This is a genomic window from Microbacterium sp. AB, from assembly GCF_032878875.1.
GTDB lineage: Bacteria > Actinomycetota > Actinomycetes > Actinomycetales > Microbacteriaceae > Microbacterium > Microbacterium betulae.
In genome coordinates this window covers 1,021,903-1,036,889 of sequence record NZ_CP118157.1, presented here as the reverse complement: position 1 = coordinate 1,036,889, position 14,987 = coordinate 1,021,903, and the positions used below count along the sequence as shown (strand labels likewise).

General features: G+C 72.6%; 13 protein-coding genes. 3 read left to right on the top strand and 10 right to left on the bottom strand.

Features of this window, described 5'->3' with window-relative positions; translation table 11 throughout:
• Nucleotides 1-19: 19 nt before the first annotated feature.
• The 9 genes from N8K70_RS04980 to N8K70_RS04940 all read right to left on the bottom strand — a co-directional run bounded on the left by N8K70_RS04980 (nucleotide 20) and on the right by N8K70_RS04940 (nucleotide 10,578).
• Nucleotides 20-1,210 carry an NAD-dependent formate dehydrogenase gene (locus N8K70_RS04980; protein ID WP_317140509.1) on the bottom strand — a complete coding sequence of 397 codons (1,191 nt, stop codon included), beginning with the start codon at nucleotides 1,208-1,210 and terminating at the stop codon, nucleotides 20-22.
• A 77-nt stretch (nucleotides 1,211-1,287) separates the two neighbouring features.
• Nucleotides 1,288-2,865, bottom strand: a complete 1,578-nt coding sequence (locus N8K70_RS04975) for a GMC family oxidoreductase (protein ID WP_317140508.1) — start codon at nucleotides 2,863-2,865, stop codon at nucleotides 1,288-1,290.
• The gene (locus N8K70_RS04970; protein WP_317140507.1) at nucleotides 2,862-4,406 is read right to left on the bottom strand and encodes a GMC family oxidoreductase; all 1,545 of its coding nucleotides are present in this window, start codon (nucleotides 4,404-4,406) and stop codon (nucleotides 2,862-2,864) included. The genes N8K70_RS04975 and N8K70_RS04970 overlap by 4 nt, the downstream gene beginning before the upstream one ends.
• A 2-nt stretch (nucleotides 4,407-4,408) precedes the next feature.
• The gene (locus N8K70_RS04965; protein WP_317140506.1) at nucleotides 4,409-5,917 is read right to left on the bottom strand and encodes an aldehyde dehydrogenase; all 1,509 of its coding nucleotides are present in this window, start codon (nucleotides 5,915-5,917) and stop codon (nucleotides 4,409-4,411) included.
• A gap of 1 nt (nucleotide 5,918) precedes the next feature.
• Entirely contained in the window at nucleotides 5,919-7,079 is a 1,161-nt protein-coding gene (locus tag N8K70_RS04960) for an amidohydrolase (RefSeq protein ID WP_317140505.1), read from the bottom strand.
• Entirely contained in the window at nucleotides 7,079-7,753 is a 675-nt protein-coding gene (locus N8K70_RS04955; protein WP_317140504.1) for a DUF1028 domain-containing protein, read from the bottom strand. The genes N8K70_RS04960 and N8K70_RS04955 overlap by 1 nt, the downstream gene beginning before the upstream one ends.
• Complete coding sequence (locus tag N8K70_RS04950) at nucleotides 7,750-8,178, bottom strand: RidA family protein (RefSeq protein ID WP_317140503.1); 429 nt, start codon at nucleotides 8,176-8,178, stop codon at nucleotides 7,750-7,752. The genes N8K70_RS04955 and N8K70_RS04950 overlap by 4 nt, the downstream gene beginning before the upstream one ends.
• Nucleotides 8,175-9,458 carry a flavin-containing monooxygenase gene (locus N8K70_RS04945; protein WP_317140502.1) on the bottom strand — a complete coding sequence of 428 codons (1,284 nt, stop codon included), beginning with the start codon at nucleotides 9,456-9,458 and terminating at the stop codon, nucleotides 8,175-8,177. Before N8K70_RS04945 ends, N8K70_RS04950 begins: the two co-directional genes overlap by 4 nt.
• A 169-nt stretch (nucleotides 9,459-9,627) precedes the next feature.
• Nucleotides 9,628-10,578, bottom strand: coding sequence for a LysR family transcriptional regulator (locus N8K70_RS04940; RefSeq protein ID WP_317140501.1), 951 nt, complete (start codon nucleotides 10,576-10,578; stop codon nucleotides 9,628-9,630).
• A 297-nt stretch (nucleotides 10,579-10,875) separates the two neighbouring features.
• Here N8K70_RS04940 and N8K70_RS04935 point away from each other — a divergent pair, with 297 nt between their 5' ends.
• The 3 genes from N8K70_RS04935 (at nucleotide 10,876) to N8K70_RS04925 (ending at nucleotide 14,180) form a co-directional block, all read left to right on the top strand.
• Nucleotides 10,876-12,264 carry an ABC transporter substrate-binding protein gene (locus N8K70_RS04935; protein WP_317140500.1) on the top strand — a complete coding sequence of 463 codons (1,389 nt, stop codon included), beginning with the start codon at nucleotides 10,876-10,878 and terminating at the stop codon, nucleotides 12,262-12,264.
• Between the two features lie 90 nt (nucleotides 12,265-12,354).
• Nucleotides 12,355-13,317 carry a carbohydrate ABC transporter permease gene (locus N8K70_RS04930; protein ID WP_317140499.1) on the top strand — a complete coding sequence of 321 codons (963 nt, stop codon included), beginning with the start codon at nucleotides 12,355-12,357 and terminating at the stop codon, nucleotides 13,315-13,317.
• Between the two features lie 2 nt (nucleotides 13,318-13,319).
• Complete coding sequence (locus N8K70_RS04925) at nucleotides 13,320-14,180, top strand: carbohydrate ABC transporter permease (protein ID WP_317140498.1); 861 nt, start codon at nucleotides 13,320-13,322, stop codon at nucleotides 14,178-14,180.
• Here N8K70_RS04925 and N8K70_RS04920 read toward each other — a convergent pair.
• On the bottom strand, nucleotides 14,170-14,841 hold the full coding sequence (locus N8K70_RS04920; RefSeq protein WP_317140497.1) for a GntR family transcriptional regulator: 672 nt from the start codon (nucleotides 14,839-14,841) through the stop codon (nucleotides 14,170-14,172). The two genes, N8K70_RS04925 and N8K70_RS04920, sit on opposite strands and share 11 nt — an antisense overlap.
• Nucleotides 14,842-14,987 lie beyond the last annotated feature (146 nt).

Sequence of the window (14,987 nt, the reverse complement as noted above, 5' to 3'; positions counted from 1 at the left end):
TCGGCAGCGGCCCGCCTTCTCAGCGCCCCGTGCTTCCGGGGCTCGCCTGGCCGGCGGCCGCGGTGTACGCGTGCGCGCCGGCACCGACGAGAGCGCCGCCCGCGGCGATGAGGTACTCCTCGCGGATCGGCGTGCCGTCGAAGAACGCCTCGAGGATCTCGCGCGTCCCCGCCGCGTACCGGGCCTGGGCGGACAGCGACGAACCCGACATGTGCGGCGTCATCGCCTCGTGCGGCATCGACCGCCACGGATGGTCGGCCGGCGGCGGCTGCGGGTACCACACGTCGCCGGCGTAGCCCGCGAGCCTTCCCGACTCCAGTGCGCGCACGACGGCGTCCCGGTCGACGATCGCCGCCCGGGCCGTGTTCACGATGTACGACCCACGCCGCATCGTCCCGATCAGCTCGTCGTCGAACAGGCGGTAGGTCTCCGGCTGCAGCGGAGCATGGATCGACAGCACGTCGACGGCGGCGGTGAGCGCTCTGACGTCGTCGTGGTAGGTCGTGCCGAGCTCCTTCTCCACATCGGCCGGGAGCCGGTGCTTGTCGAAGTAGGCCAGGCGCACCCCGAACGGCTTCAGGCGCTCGAGCACCGCCCGTCCGATGCGCCCGGCGGCCACGACCCCGACCTCCATGCCCTCGATGTCGTAGCTGCGCTTCACGGCGTCGGCGATGTTCCATCCGCCCGCCCGGACGATGTCGTGCGCCGGCAGGTAGTCGCGGACCAGCGCGAGGATCTGCATCACCGCGTGCTCGGCGACGCTGAGAGAGTTCGAGTACGTGACCTCGGCGACGGTGATCCCCCGCTCGATGGCGGCTCCGAGATCGACGTGGTCCGATCCGACGCCCGCCGTGACGGCGAGCCGGAGACGTCGTGCCTTCGCGAGGCGATCGGCGTCCAGGTACGCGGGCCAGAACGGCTGCGAGATCACCACGTCGGCCTCGGGGAGGAGCCGCTCGAACTCGCTGTCGGGGCCCTCCTTGTCGCTGGTCACGACGAACCGGTGCCCCGCCTTCTCGAGGTACGGACGGAGCCCGAGGCCGCCGGAGACGCTGCCGACCAGCTGTCCGGGCACGAAGTCGATCCCGCGCGGGCTCGGCGTCGTCTCCCCGCCCGGATAGCGGGCGATCTCCGGGATCGAGTCCCTTGCGTAGGTCGGCGGATGACCGTCGGTCGGATCGGGGTACAGGACGCACAGCACGGTCGCCATCTCGCGAAGCTCCTCGTCGAACCCGCGCCCGGTGTCTCCGGGCCGTACCCGCAGTCAAACCCCGGCGAAACGCCGTGTCAAGGACTCGTGCCGCCCGGACCGGCGGCGCGCCCCCGCGCGGGGAGCCCGTCGGAGGCCTCCGCCGCGCTCGCCACGGCCCGCGCCGCCCGGACGACCGTGACCATCCCCGTGAGCGTCGTGTTGGCGGTCATCGGCGTGGGGATGACGCCGTTGCCGGCGACGTACACGTTGTCGGTGCCCCAGACGCGGCCGTCCGGGTCGCACACGCTCGTCTCCGGGTCGAGGCCCATCCGCACCGTGCCCGTGTAGTGCAGCGACGAGCCCGGTGCCAGCACCTCCGAGTCGCGCCCCGGGACGAAGTCTCCGAGCGCCTCCCCCGCCCGGCGCTGCGCCGCCCGGGCCTCGGCGATCATCCGCCGGTCGGCGTCGGAGTACGAGAAGCGCACGCGCATGCGCGGCAGCCCGGCGACGTCCGTCTCCGTCTCCGAGAACTCCACCCGGTTCTCCTCCCGCGTCTCCGTCGGGACGTACCAGGACAGCTGGACGAAGTAGCCGAGCGGCGTGCGCAGGTCCTCGTCGAGCACGAGCGCGCTCATGATCTGCCCCTGGAAGGGCTGACGCGCTCCGCTGTGCGGCAGCCAGTGGGACGCCACGTGCCACTCGCCCGCGAGCGTCGGGCGCAGCGCGGCCAGGTCGAGCGGCACCTCGGCGGCGTCCACGAGCACGCGCCCGGAGACGAAGACGTGCTCGTTGAGACGCCGGCCGAGGGCGGGCGGCCGGATGCCCGAGGCGAACAGCAGCTGGGGCGTGCGCATCGCGTCGGCGCACACGGCGACCCGCGCGGCCGTGACCTCCCGCTCCCCGCCGGTCGGCAGGTGCCGGACGCGCGCGCCCGTCGCCGTCGAGCCGTCCATGACGAGACCGAGGCACAGCGAGTCGGAGAGCATCGTGAACGCCGGGTCGGAGCCGTCGGCGATCGGCGGGAAGATCACGCGGGGACTCGTGCGGCGCAGCGGCCCGTGCGGTCCGGCGTCGCCCACCGGCTGCACGGCCATCGGCATGGCCTGCACGCCGCGGCCGGGGGCGCTGACCGGATCGAACAGCTCGCGCAGGCGGGCGATCACGGGCTCTGCGGCCGGATCCTGCCCGTAGGGGTCGGGATGCACCTGCAGCAGCTCCCGGGCGCGCGCCAGATCGGCGTCCCACTCGTCCCGGCCGCCGAAGGCGAACACCTCGGCGCCGTACGGCGTCGGGGTGGCGGCGGTCCAGTGGGCTCCCATGCCGCCGGAGTTCCACGCGATCGCGGCTCCGGGGAGCTCGTCGGCGTCCTCGCCGAAGGAGCCGAGGCGGTAGACGCCCGGCTCCGCGTGGGCCGCGGTCGAGCCGGGATCGGATGCCGCGGCCGCGCCGACGTAGTGCGCCTGCGTGCCCGCCCGAAGGCCGCGGTTGTAGCGGCGCCACAGCTCGGGGTCGTCGATCTCGTGCAGGTGCTGCCCTCGGGTCCCGCCGATCGCGGGTCCGGCCTCGACGATCGCGATGCGCGCGTCGGGATCGGCGTCGCGCACGGCTCGTGCGAGACCGGCGCCCATCAGGCCTCCGCCGACGATGAGCACGTCGAACTCGGGGGAGGTCATCGGGCGGCCTCCGCGGCGTCCTCGCGGATGAGGTCGACGGCGCGCTCGGCGACGGACATGATGAGGCCGACGGGGTTGAGCGCCGAGAGCGTGGGGAACGAGGACGCGTCCACGACGCGCAGCCCGTCGACTCCTCGCACGCGCAGCCGGGCGTCGAGCACGGCCGCCGGGTCGTCGTCCGCGCCCATCCGGCAGGTGCACGACACGTGGTAGACGGTCTGATGGGTGGCGCGCAGTGCCGCCGACAGCTCCTCGTCGCTCTGCGCCTCGGGCCCCGGGAACACCTCGCGCACGAGATGGGAGGCGAACGGCTCCCGCTGGGCGACCCTGCGCGCCAGGCGCGCACCGGCCACGAGCATCCGCTCGTCGCGGCCGTCGGGATCGGTGAAGGAGCGGTAGTCGATCGAGGGGGCGTCGTCGGCCGAGGGCGAAGTGATCCACACGCGACCGCGGCTGCGGGGCTTGGCGACGTTGGGCACGAGCGACACGGTGTTCGCGGGCAGCGCCGTGCCCTCGCGCTCGGCGTGCACGCCCCAGGTCTCCAGCGGGATGTGCGTGGAGACGTCGGGGACGGACGCGTCGTCGTCGACCGTCACGACGTAGCCGGCGTCCCAGCCTGTGGCGCTGATCGCGGAGCGCTCGGAACGCGCCTCCCAGACGAGGAGGCCCTCGGCGTGGTCCTGCAGGTTCTCGCCGACGCCGGGAAGGTCGACGAGCGCGTCGACGCCCGCGGCCGCCAGCACGGCGCGCGGGCCGATCCCCGACCGCATGAGCAGCGCGGGGCTGTCGATCGCGCCGCAGCTGACGACCACCTCGCGCCGCGCACGCAGCTGCCGCACGCCCTCCGCGGTGCGCACCGCCGCGCCGACCGCTCGGCCGTCCTCCACGATCAGCCGCTCCACGAGCCCGCCGAGGGTGATGTGGAGGTTCGGGCGCCGATCGGCGCCGCTGCGGATGTACGCGTACGACGCCGACGAGCGCTGGTTGGTCAGGGGGTCGTAGCCGATCTCGAAGTACCCGGCGCCGTTGCGGACCTCGGCGTCGTTCCACGTCTCGCGCACCGGCACGCCCAGCGCCGCTGTCGCGGAGTCGATGACGTCCTGCAGGTAGGGGTTGCGGTCCTCGGGCGGGATCGGCGTGACGGGCGCCAGGATGCGGTCGTAGCAGGAGCTCACGGTGTCGTAGTCCCAGCCGTCGGCCCCGAGCGCGACCCATTGGTCCATGTCCCCGCGGAGGGGACGCCACGCGATCATCGTGTTCGCCGTGGAGCAGCCGCCCATGATGCGCATGCGTGCCTGGCGGATGGAGGAGTTGCCGCGCTCGTTGGGGACGCTGCGGTAGTCGAGGTCGTACTCCCCCTCCAGCATCTCGGCCCAGCGGCGGATGGAGTTCGCGCGGGGCTCGTCGGCGTCGGTGGGCCCGGCCTCCACGAGGCCGACGCTCGCGTCGGGGTCCTCGCTCAGGCGCGCCGCGACGATGCAGCCGGCGGTGCCGCCGCCGAGCACGAGGTAGTCGACGATGTCGGGGGTGTCGTAGGCCATGCTCATCCTTCCTGAGGGGCGGCCGTCGGGTCTGCGAACCACGTGGTCTTCAGCGACGTGAACTTGTCGAGCGCGTGCAACGAGAGGTCGCGTCCGAACCCGGACTGCTTCACGCCGCCGAAGGGGGTCGTGACGTCGAGCGCGTCGACGGTGTTGACCGAGACGGTGCCCGCGTGCAGGGCACGGGCCACGCGCCGGGCGCGATGGATGCTGTCGGTGAACACGGACGCCGCCAGCCCGTACTCGCTCGCGTTGGCGCGGCCGATCGCCTCCTCCTCGGCGCGGAAGGTCGAGACCGCCAGCACCGGCCCGAACACCTCCTCGCGAGAGATCGCGGCCTCGGACGGCACGTCGCGGAAGGCCGTGGGCTCGACGTAGAACCCGCCGCTGTCCTCATGGACGCGGCCGCCGCCGAACGCGAGGGTCGCCTCGGAGCGGCCGGACTCGATGCGGCCGAGGACGCGATCGAGCTGGCGGCGGCTGATGAGCGGCCCCATCGTGGATCCGGGGTCGAGCGGGTCGCCGACCCGCAGCGCCGCGGCGCGCACCGCGATGCGCTCCAGCAGGTCGTCGGCGATCGACTCCTCGACGAGCAGCCGCGAGTTGGCCGAGCACACCTGCCCCGCGCATCCGAAGATGCCCGTCACGGCCCTGTCCGCCACGAGGTCCAGGTCGCCGGCGTCGGCGAACACGAGGTTGGCGCTCTTGCCGCCGCACTCCAGCCAGACCTGCTTCATGTTCGACTCGCCCGCGTAGCGCAGGAACAGCTTGCCGACGGAGGTCGATCCCGTGAACGCGATCACGTCGACGTCGGGATGACGGCCGAGGGCCTGACCGGCCTCCTCGCCGTATCCGGGCACGACGTTCAGCACGCCGTCGGGCAGGCCCGCCTCCGCCGCCAGCTCGGCCAGGCGCAGCGCCGAGAGCGGCGACTCCTCGGCGGGCTTGAGGACGACGCTGTTGCCGGCGGCGAGCGCGGGGGCGAGCTTCCAGATCGCCATCTCGAGCGGGTAGTTCCACGGCACGACGGCGCCGACGACCCCCACGGGCTCGCGGGTGACGATGGCCAGGTCGGCGGGGGCGGTCGGGGCGACCTCCCCGTACTGCTTGTCGACCGACTCCGCGTACCACTGCAGGATGGCCGCGGAGCCGGGGACGTCCACGGCGGAGGTGTCGGCGATGAGCTTGCCGCCGTCGAGCGTGTCGAGCACGGCGAGCTCGTCGGCGTGCGCCCGGACGGCCTCGGCGAGCGCCAGCAGGACGGCCTTGCGGTGCGCGGGCGCCGCCCGCGACCAGGCTCCGGCGTCGAAGGCGCGGCGCGCCGCCGCCACGGCCCTGTCGACGTCGGCCGACCGGCCTCGTGCGACGCGCGCGAGGACGGTTCCCGTGGCGGGGTTGACGGTCTCGAACTCGTCGCCGTCCGCGGCGTCGGCGAAGGCGCCGTCGATGAACGCCCGTCGGCGCGGCTGGACGGTGCGGGCGAGCTGCTCCCATTCGGCTCGGGTGGGCATGTCAGTCCTCCTGCGTGGATGGTCGGGTGAGCACGGCGTCGATCGCCGTCTGCGCCAGCAGCACCGCGCCGTCCCGTACGGCACGGTCGGCGGCGGGGCCGGCGGCCGCGTCGGCGAAGGCGGGCTGGTGGTTGACGGCGGGCGTCGAGTCGATCCCCAGGTACGGGTGGATGGCCCGTACCCGCTGCGAGACGTTGCCCATGTCGGTGGAGGCGGTCGCCATGCCCCGCGGCCCGTCCTCCGCGAGGTCCATGTCGCGGCCGAGAGCGGCGGCGTTGGCGGCGAAGAGCCCGGCCAGCTGCTCGTCGTTGCGGAACTCCGCGTACCGGGGGCTGGTCTCGATGAGCTCCCCCTCGCAGCCGGTGGCGAGGGCTCCCGCCTCGAAGCACGCCCGCACCCGCTCGAAGACGCCGGCCAGCTCCCCGAGCGTGTCGGCGCGGACGTACCAGGAGCCCTTCGCGACGTCCGGGATGGCGTTGGGCGCGGTGCCGGCCTCCGTGACGATCCCGTGCACGCGCACGGAGGGCGGCAGCTGCTGCCGGAGCAGGCCGATGGCGACCTGGGCCACGGCGAAGGCGTCGGCCGCGTTCCGGCCGAGGTGGGGGTAGGCGCCCGCGTGGGACGTGACGCCGCGATAGGACACGTCGACGTGGGCGACGGCGCGCGGCCGGGCGTAGACGGCGTCGGCGGGGCCCGGGTGGACCATCATCGCGAGCGCGAGATCGTCGAAGCGTCCCTCGTCGAGCAGCGGGATCTTGCCTCCGCCGCCCTCCTCGGCGGGGCTGCCGATCACCCGCACGCGGATGCCCAGCTCGCCCGCCACCGCGGCGAGGGCGCCGGCGGCTCCGACGGCGGCCGCGGCGATGACGTTGTGCCCGCAGGCGTGCCCGAGCCCCGGGAGCGCGTCGTACTCGGCGACGAGGCCGACCGCGACGGGACCCGTCCCCGCCTCGGCGACGAAGGCCGTCGGCAGGCCGGCGGCGCCGCGCTCGACGGCGAAGCCGCGGGCCTCCAGCTCCCCCGCGAGCAGGGCCGCCGACGCATGCTCCCGCCACGCCGTCTCGGGGTGGGCGTGCAGCCGGCGGCTGATGCCGAGCAGCGCCGCGAGCCCGTCGTCGACGTGCCCCGCGACGCGGGCCTTCAACGCGACCGCCCGCGGCATCAGAGGTCTCCGGGCACGCCGTAGGAGGGCGCCGCCTCGGGATCGAGGGCTCTCACGAGATAGTCGTGCTTCCGCGGCAGCCAGAGCGCCACGAGGCGGGCGAGCTCGCCCGCTGGGTCGTCGGCGTCGTCCACGCGGAGGTCGGTCACGCGCCACGAGGCGTCCGCGACGACGGCGAGGCCCGCCGAGCGGACGGGTCCCGCCTCGCCGCCCGCCGCGACGGCGCCGAGGAAGCCGTCGAGCAGCCGTTCCTCGAACGTCGCGGCGGTGCTGGCCTCGTAGGCGTCGATCATGGCGCGCGGCACGTGGGCTCCCGCGAGCAGATTGCCGGCGGCGGCCGCCTGACGACCGGTCGCGGTGGCCGGGGTGCCGAGCGCGCGCTCGCCCGAGAACACCGCCGTGCGGCCCGCGGCGTCGACCACCGTGAGCTGGCGGTGCTGCGGGAACGGCTCGTCCGCCACGGCACGCGCGAGCGCCTCCTCCGCCGTCGCACCCCGTTCCAGCAGGTCGAGCAGCAGCGGGCCCAGCGCCGGGTCGGTGACGTTCTGGGAGGCGACGGCGCCCACGCGGGGGCGCAGGTGGAGGCAGCGCGCGGCCACCGCCGGGCTCGACGAGCTGAGCACCATCCCGAAGGCGCCGCTGTCCGGATCGCGCGCGGCGAGCGAGAAGGTCACGACGCCTCCCCGCTCACGACGGCGGTCGCGTCGATCTCGACGAGCCACTCCGGACGGGCGAGCGCGTCGACGACGAGTCCGGTCGAGACCGGGTGGACGCCCTTCAGCCAGCGGCCCATCACCCGGTACACGGGCTCGCGGTAGCGGATGTCGGTGAGGTAGACGACGACCTTCACGATGTCGCGCAGGCCGCTGCCCGCCTCGCGCAGCAGCAGGTCGACGTTGGCCATCGCCTTCTCGGCCTGCGCCTCGACGTCGCCGACGCCGACGCTCTCACGGGTGTCGAGGTCCTGGCCGATCTGCCCGCGCAGGTAGACGACCCCGTTCGCGACGACGGCCTGGCACAGGTCGTTGTCGAGGTTCTGCTCGGGGTAGGTGTCCATCGTGTTGAAGGGGCGGATGCGCGTGTGCGTCGGCGTGCTCATCGGGCGTTCTCCCTTCCGGGGACGAGAGCGTCCACGGGCTCGTGGGCGAGGTAGCCCCGCTGGATCATGATGTGGTCGGCGAGGTGCTTGGCGTCGTGCCAGACCCCCCAGATGAAGCTCGATCCCCGTCGCGACTGCCAGGGCAGGCCCAGGAAGTAGACGCCGGGCTCGGACGAGACGCCGCGCTGATGCCTCGGCCTGCCGTGCTCGTCGAAGGCGTCGACCTGCAGCCAGCCGTAGTCGGCCGCGAAGCCGGTCGCCCAGACGATCGCGCCGACGCCCGCGCCCTCGAGGTCGAGCTCGACGACGGGGTCGGTCACGCCGTCCGGGTCCGGCCCGAGGACGCGGGCCCCGGGCTCCTCCGGGAGGTCGAGGCCGTTGCGCCCGACGTACGCGTCGGCCTCGTCGAGCAGGGACAGGTAGTTCGCGTCGCCCCTCGCGATGTTGTCGCGGAGGTCCGGCGCGAAGCGCACGGCGCCCTCGTCGAACGAGACGGTCCTCCCGACGAGCCGGACGCCGCCGGCGGCGAGCGCGCGGAAGTCCACGGTGTGGCCGCCGTCCGCGCCGGTCACCGCGATCGTGACGTGCTCCGCGCCGGGGGAGGGCGCAGCGGCGTCCCACTTTCCCAGGACGCCGAGCCACCAGACGAAGTCGCGTCCGCGGTACCTCCGCGGGGGCCGGTCGTGCGGGCCGACGGAGAGGTACGCCTGCCGGCCGGACCTCTGGATCTCGTCGGCGATCTGCACGCCCGACGATCCCGCCCCGACGACGAGGACGGCGCCGTCCGGCAGCTGCCGCGGGTTGCGGTACGCGCTGGAGTGGATCTGGCGGACCCCGGCGCCGTCCGGCACGACCGGGGGGATGACGGGACGCTGGAACGCGCCCGTCGCCGCGACGACGTAGCGCGCGTCGACGACGCCGTCCGACGTCTCCACGCGGAAGCCCGGCCGGCCTGCGTTCCTGCGCACGGAGGTCACCTCGACGCCGCACCGGACCGGCGCGCCGATCTTCTCCGCGTAGGCGGCGAAGTAGTCCGCGACCCGCTCCTTCGACGCGAAGCCGTCGGGGCGGACGTCGCCGAACTCCAGGCCGGGGAACCGATCGTGCCAGGCGGGACCGTTCGCGACGAGCGAGTCCCACCGCGCGGAGCGCCAGCTCTCGGCGATGCGATGGCGCTCCAGGACGACGTGCGGCACGCCGTGGCCGCTCAGGTGCTCGCTCATCGCCACCCCGGCCTGTCCCGCCCCGACGACGACGACTTCGATCTCTTGGCTCGACATCCCACTCCACTCGGATACGCACGCTCTTCCCCCACCGGCGTTCTCTCCGGAACGGCGGGATGGTCCGAGTCTCGAATCGTGACGAAGCGAACGGCAAATAGATGCTGCTGTGAAGACGCATCAGAAATCGAGATGCAGGGGATCCTGTCATCTCGCGGAAACAGACCCGTCATCCGGGCGTTCCCGTCCCCCGCGCGCGTTTTCCGTCGAACAGTTCCCGTGCGACCTCCCGGATGATCCCGGCGACGGCCCGGGCGCGGGCGCTCTGCCGCACGTCGCGCAGGGACGCGAGCACGACCTGCAGCGCCGGGGCGTCGTCGGCGATCGGGATCGCCGACACCTCGAAGCCGTCGTAGGTCAGCGCATGGGCCGGGCGCTGGTTGAGCACGGAGAAGCCGTGGCCGTGCGCGACGAGCGAGCGCACGGTCTCGTAGCTCCGCGAGCGGTGCCGCACGTCGGGCTCGAGCCCGGCCGAGTGCAGGATGCGCAGGAAGTAGTCCCGGCTGTACGGCAGGTCGAGCAGGATCAGCTTCTCGCGCGAGAGCTCGCGCAGGAAGATCCGGTCATGTCCGGCGAGCGGATGGCCCACGGGCAGGATGATGTGAGGCGGCGCCTCGACGATCGTCTCGCGACGGATGTCCTCCCCGAGGGCGAAGTCGTATCCGACCAGGAGTTCTATCCGGCCCGCACGCACCAGGTCGCGCCCCTCCTCCGCGTCGACCTCGTCGACGGCGATGTCGAGATAGGGGTGCCTCGATCGCGCACGGGAGATCACCTCGGGGAGCAGGAACGGCGCGAGCGTGATGAAGCACGCGATGCGGACCGTCCCTCGCACCTGGTTGTCGATGCCTCGCGCGGCGTCGAGCGCGCCGTCGAGGCTCAGCAGCAGCGCCCTCACGTCGCCGAGGAACTGCAGGCCGGCCGGCGTGAGCACGATGCCCTTGGCCCGCTGCCGGATGAAGAGCTGGGCGCCGAGGAGCTGCTCGAGCTGGGCGATGGCCGCCGACACGGCCGACTGCGCGACGAAGAAGTCGCGCGCGGCCTCCGTCATGCTCAGGTGCTCCGCGGCCGCGACGAAGTAGTGCAGCTGCGTCAGCGTGATCTCAGGCCGCCTGCTCACGTCCCCTCCTCACCGCCGGACGCGGTTTTCGTCTGTGTTACATGCTCGAATCGAGGTCATTTCCACGCCCTTGCATATGAATAACCGATGCAGTGCTTCACCTTGGCTTGCTTGCCTTGTGAATTCGTTTTGCCGGAGCATACTCCACAGGCGATGCGCGGCCCCCCGCGGACGTCCCCGCCCCGGACGAGGACATCCGCTCCGCGATCGCCCACCCGACCCGTGCCGCGCGCACGCCGACGACCCCTTCGCGCCACCGCGCCGTCCCCGTCACCCGCCCATCCCCAAGGAGAACCCATGCACAGCACCACAGCACGCCGGACCGTGTGGCCGGCGCTCGCCGCGACGAGCGCGCTGGCGCTCGTCCTCGCCGGCTGCGCCGACACCGCCCCGCCCGAAGGCGAGGCCGACTCGGTCTCATCGGGCATCTTCCCCGCGGAGCTGGTCGAGGCGGCCACCGCCCGCGCGACCGAGATCGCCGACGGCGCCGAGCTCGACGGGACGACCGTCACGATGATCGGCACCTGGGGAGGCAGCGAGCGCGAGCGCTTCCTCGCCACCCTCGAGCCCTTCGAGGAGGCGACGGGAGTCACCGTCGAGTTCACGGGCACGGAGGACTACCAGAGCGTCATCCAGTCGGGCGTGGACTCGGGGAACCCGATCGACGTCGCCGCCGCGAGCAGCCTCGGGATCGTCCACAGCTACGCCGAGAGCGGCGACCTCGTGGATCTCAACGAGCTGATCGGCGAGGAGGCACTCGCCTCCGGGTACGGCGACGGGTTCCTCTCGTCGACCTCCGTCGACGGCGGCAACTACGGCCTGTGGAGCATGGTCGACAACTACATGGTCTGGTACGACCCCGGCAGCTACGAGGGCCCGACCGGGACGGACGTCACGTGGGACGAGGTCTCCGCCTACGCGGACGAGCTGTCGGGCTCCGGGACCGCGCCGTGGTGCATGGGGCTCAGCGCCGGCGCGAACACCGGATGGCCGGGCGCGTACTTCGTCCTCGACCTGCTGCTGAAGGACGCAGGACCGGACTTCGTCGAGGCGCTCGGCACCGGCGACGCCGCGTGGGACTCCCCCGAGGTGCGCACGGCGTTCGACCGCTTCTCCGCCGTCGTCGCCGACGCGAGCACCGTGAGCGGCGGCCCCGACGGCGCGTTGAGCACGGACCCCGGAGCGGCGGGCGCCGGCATGTACACGGACCCCGCGCAGTGCGAGCTCATGCACTGGGGCACGTTCACCGCCGCGATCGTCCTCGCCTCGGACGAGTCGCTGGAGCCGGTCGACGACCTCGACTTCCTCCTGATGCCCACGATCGACCCGGCCTACGCCGACGCCCAGGGGTACGCGGGCACGATCCTGTCCGCGTTCTCGGACCGCCCGGAGGTCGCCGCCCTGATGACCTACCTGGCGTCGTCCGAGCACGCGAACCTCATCGCGGCGACCGGCAACTGGACGTCTCCGAACACGGGGACGGACGCCGCGTCGTACCCGAACGAGATCCTCGCGAAGGTGGCGACCGAGATCCTCTCCTCCGAGGACCTCGTGCCCTTCCCCACCGTGGTGAGCCAGTCGGACGTCACGGCCGCGATCTATCGCACCACGGCCGAGTTCGTGCAGGACCCGTCGACGCTCGACGACAATCTCGCGACGCTCGACGAGCTCGTCGCCGGGAGCTGAGCATCGTCCTGCTCCCCGCGTGCGGGGGCGGCCTCGACCGCCCCCGCATGCGCCGCGACCGGACCAGGACACGACCGTGAGGGAGGGAAGATGGGCAGCTCCGACATCGTGACCGCGGTGACGGGCGTCGTCGCGGTGCCCGCGGCGGTGGTCCTCTGGCTCGTGATCGCCGAGCGCATCGTGACGGCGGTGCCGCATCGTCGTCAGGAGAGCGTGCGGGCCTGGCTGTGGCTGGCCCTGCCGGTCGTCCTCGCCGGGGGCATCCTCCTGTATCCGCTGATCCAGACCTTCGCGATGTCCTTCCAGGGTCCGGACGGCACCGGGTTCGTCGGCCTGCAGAACTACGCGTGGGTGTTCAGCGAGGGCGTCCTTCCGGTGCTGCTGAACAACCTCGCCTGGCTCGTCCTCCTGCCGGCGACGACGCTCCTGCTCGGGCTGGCCCTCGCGGCGCTCGCCGACGGGGTCCGGTACGAATGGCTCATCCGGACGGTCATGCTGCTGCCGATGGCGATCTCGTTCGCCGCGGCCGCCGTCATCTGGCGTCTGATGTACGCCTACCAGCCGAGCGGAGCGGACCAGCTGGGAACGCTGAACGCCGTCCTCGATCTGCTCGGCGCCGACACCGTCGCCTTCCTGTCCGATCCGACGATCGCCACGTTCTCCCTGATCGCGGTCGGCATCTGGATGTCGACGGGGCTCGCGATGGTCATGCTCTCGTCGGCCATCAAGAACGTCGACTCCTCGACGCTCGAGGCCGCGCAGCTCGACGGGACCGGGCCGTTCGGGGCGTTCTGGCACGTCACCCTTCCACAGATCGCCCCGACCGTCAGCGTCGTGTACACCACCCAGGTGATCTTCTCGCTGAAGGTGTTCGACATCGTCTACACGATGACGAACGGCGCGTTCAACACCGACGTCATCGCCAACCGGATGTACTCCGAGCTCTTCCGGGCACGCGAGTACGGTCATGCGGCGGCGATCGCGATCGTCCTCCTCCTCGCGGCCGTCCCCGTCATCGTCGCGAACGTCCGACAGTTCCGAGCGGAGCGCTAGTCATGCTCACCACCTCCCGTCGACGCCGGGCGTTCTCGCCGCGGCGAGCGCTGGTCCACGTCGTCCTCGTCGCGGTCGCGATCATGTGGGTCGTCCCGATCGCCGGCCTCCTGGTGTACTCCTTCCGCACGGGGAACGACTCGGCGGTGACCGGGTGGTGGACGGCCTTCGTCGATCCGCTGTTCACCCTGCGCAACTACGCCGACGCGATCGACGTCGGCGGCCTGGGCCGGAGCCTCGTCAACAGCCTGCTCATCACCGTGCCGACCACGGTCATCACCGTCCTGGTCAGCGCGATCGGGGCCTATGCGCTCGCGCGGATGCGCTTTCGCGGCCGCGTGACGCTCCTGCTCTTCGCGGTCGCGCTGATCGTCGTGCCTCCGCAGCTCACGCTCGTCCCGCTGCTGCGCGTGTTCCGCGAGCTCGGACTGATCGGCCAGATACCGGGCGTCTGGATCTACCAGGTGGGCTTCGTCGTGCCGTTCGGGATCTACCTGCTCTACGGCTTCTTCCGCGCCTTCCCGGAGGAGATCATCGAGGCGGCCTCCCTCGACGGGGCGGGCACGGTCCGCACGTTCTTCCAGATGGTGATCCCCACCTCCGTGCCCGTTCTCGCCGCACTGGCGATCATGCAGTTCATGTGGTCGTGGAACGACCTGCTCATCCCCCTGCTGTTCCTGGGCGGGAGCGCCTCGGTCGCGCCGGCGACCGTGCAGGTCGCCGGGCTCGTGCAGTCGACCGGCGGCGGCCTCGGCATCGTGACGGCGGGAGCCGTGCTCGCGATGGCGGTCCCCGTCGTGGTCGCGCTCGCGCTCCAGCGCTCCTTCATCAGGGGCATCCTCGGCGGCGCCGTCAAGGGATGACGGACCCGCGTCGGGACGTCGCGCTCTCCCGATACGCGTCGACCGTGCGCAGCCGGTGCGCGCGCGCGAGCGCCTCGACCTCCGCGGCGCTCGCCCCCGCCTCGATGAGGTCCAGCAGGGCGTCGTGCTCCGCGACGACCCGCTCCGCACGTGCGGGTGTCGTGACCACGACGGCGGCGCGCAGCGCCGTCCCGTCCTGCTCCATCATGTCGAGCAGGTGGGCGTTGGGACACGCCGCCACCAGTGCCCGGTGGAACGCGATGCTCTCCGCGGCGAACGCGTCGTGGCTCTCCGCGGCGGCGACTCTCGCGTTGAGCCTCCGCAGCCGGGCGATGTCGGCCGGCCGAAGCCGCGGCGCGGCGAGTGCGACGGCCGCGGCCTCGACGACGCCGTGCGCCTCCAGCGCGTGGATCAGGTCGTCGGCGTCGAGGCGGCGGATGCGGAAGCCGTTCTGGTGCGTGTACTCCACGATCCGGTCCGCCTCGAGCCGTCGAAGCGCCTCGCGGACGGGCACGGGGCTCACGCCGACCTCCTCCGCGATCCGCGAGATGACGAGGCGACGACCCGCCGGGTAGTCGCCGCGCGCGTGCCTCGCGACGATGTGCTCGTAGACCCGCTCGGTCTTGCTGTCCGAGGGGTCGACGCGAGCGGGACGGGGCATGACGACATCCTCGCAGGCATCGCGCATGCGAGGGGTGGGGAGGAGATGTCACCGCGGGCGGGCAGGTCGTCGAATCATCTCGACGTCGAGAGAAAACTATCTCGATGCCGAGCTAAATAAATACGATTTGTGTACGCTCGCTCCGT

Coding starts and splice junctions, on each gene's coding strand:
- N8K70_RS04980 (WP_317140509.1), bottom strand. CDS start 1,210: ATGGCGACCGTGCTGTGCGTCCTGTACCCCGATCCGACCGACGGTCAT.
- N8K70_RS04975 (WP_317140508.1), bottom strand. CDS start 2,865: ATGACCTCCCCCGAGTTCGACGTGCTCATCGTCGGCGGAGGCCTGATG.
- N8K70_RS04970 (WP_317140507.1), bottom strand. CDS start 4,406: ATGGCCTACGACACCCCCGACATCGTCGACTACCTCGTGCTCGGCGGC.
- N8K70_RS04965 (WP_317140506.1), bottom strand. CDS start 5,917: ATGCCCACCCGAGCCGAATGGGAGCAGCTCGCCCGCACCGTCCAGCCG.
- N8K70_RS04960 (WP_317140505.1), bottom strand. CDS start 7,079: ATGCCGCGGGCGGTCGCGTTGAAGGCCCGCGTCGCGGGGCACGTCGAC.
- N8K70_RS04950 (WP_317140503.1), bottom strand. CDS start 8,178: ATGAGCACGCCGACGCACACGCGCATCCGCCCCTTCAACACGATGGAC.
- N8K70_RS04945 (WP_317140502.1), bottom strand. CDS start 9,458: ATGTCGAGCCAAGAGATCGAAGTCGTCGTCGTCGGGGCGGGACAGGCC.
- N8K70_RS04935 (WP_317140500.1), top strand. CDS start 10,876: ATGCACAGCACCACAGCACGCCGGACCGTGTGGCCGGCGCTCGCCGCG.
- N8K70_RS04930 (WP_317140499.1), top strand. CDS start 12,355: ATGGGCAGCTCCGACATCGTGACCGCGGTGACGGGCGTCGTCGCGGTG.
- N8K70_RS04925 (WP_317140498.1), top strand. CDS start 13,320: ATGCTCACCACCTCCCGTCGACGCCGGGCGTTCTCGCCGCGGCGAGCG.
- N8K70_RS04920 (WP_317140497.1), bottom strand. CDS start 14,841: ATGCCCCGTCCCGCTCGCGTCGACCCCTCGGACAGCAAGACCGAGCGG.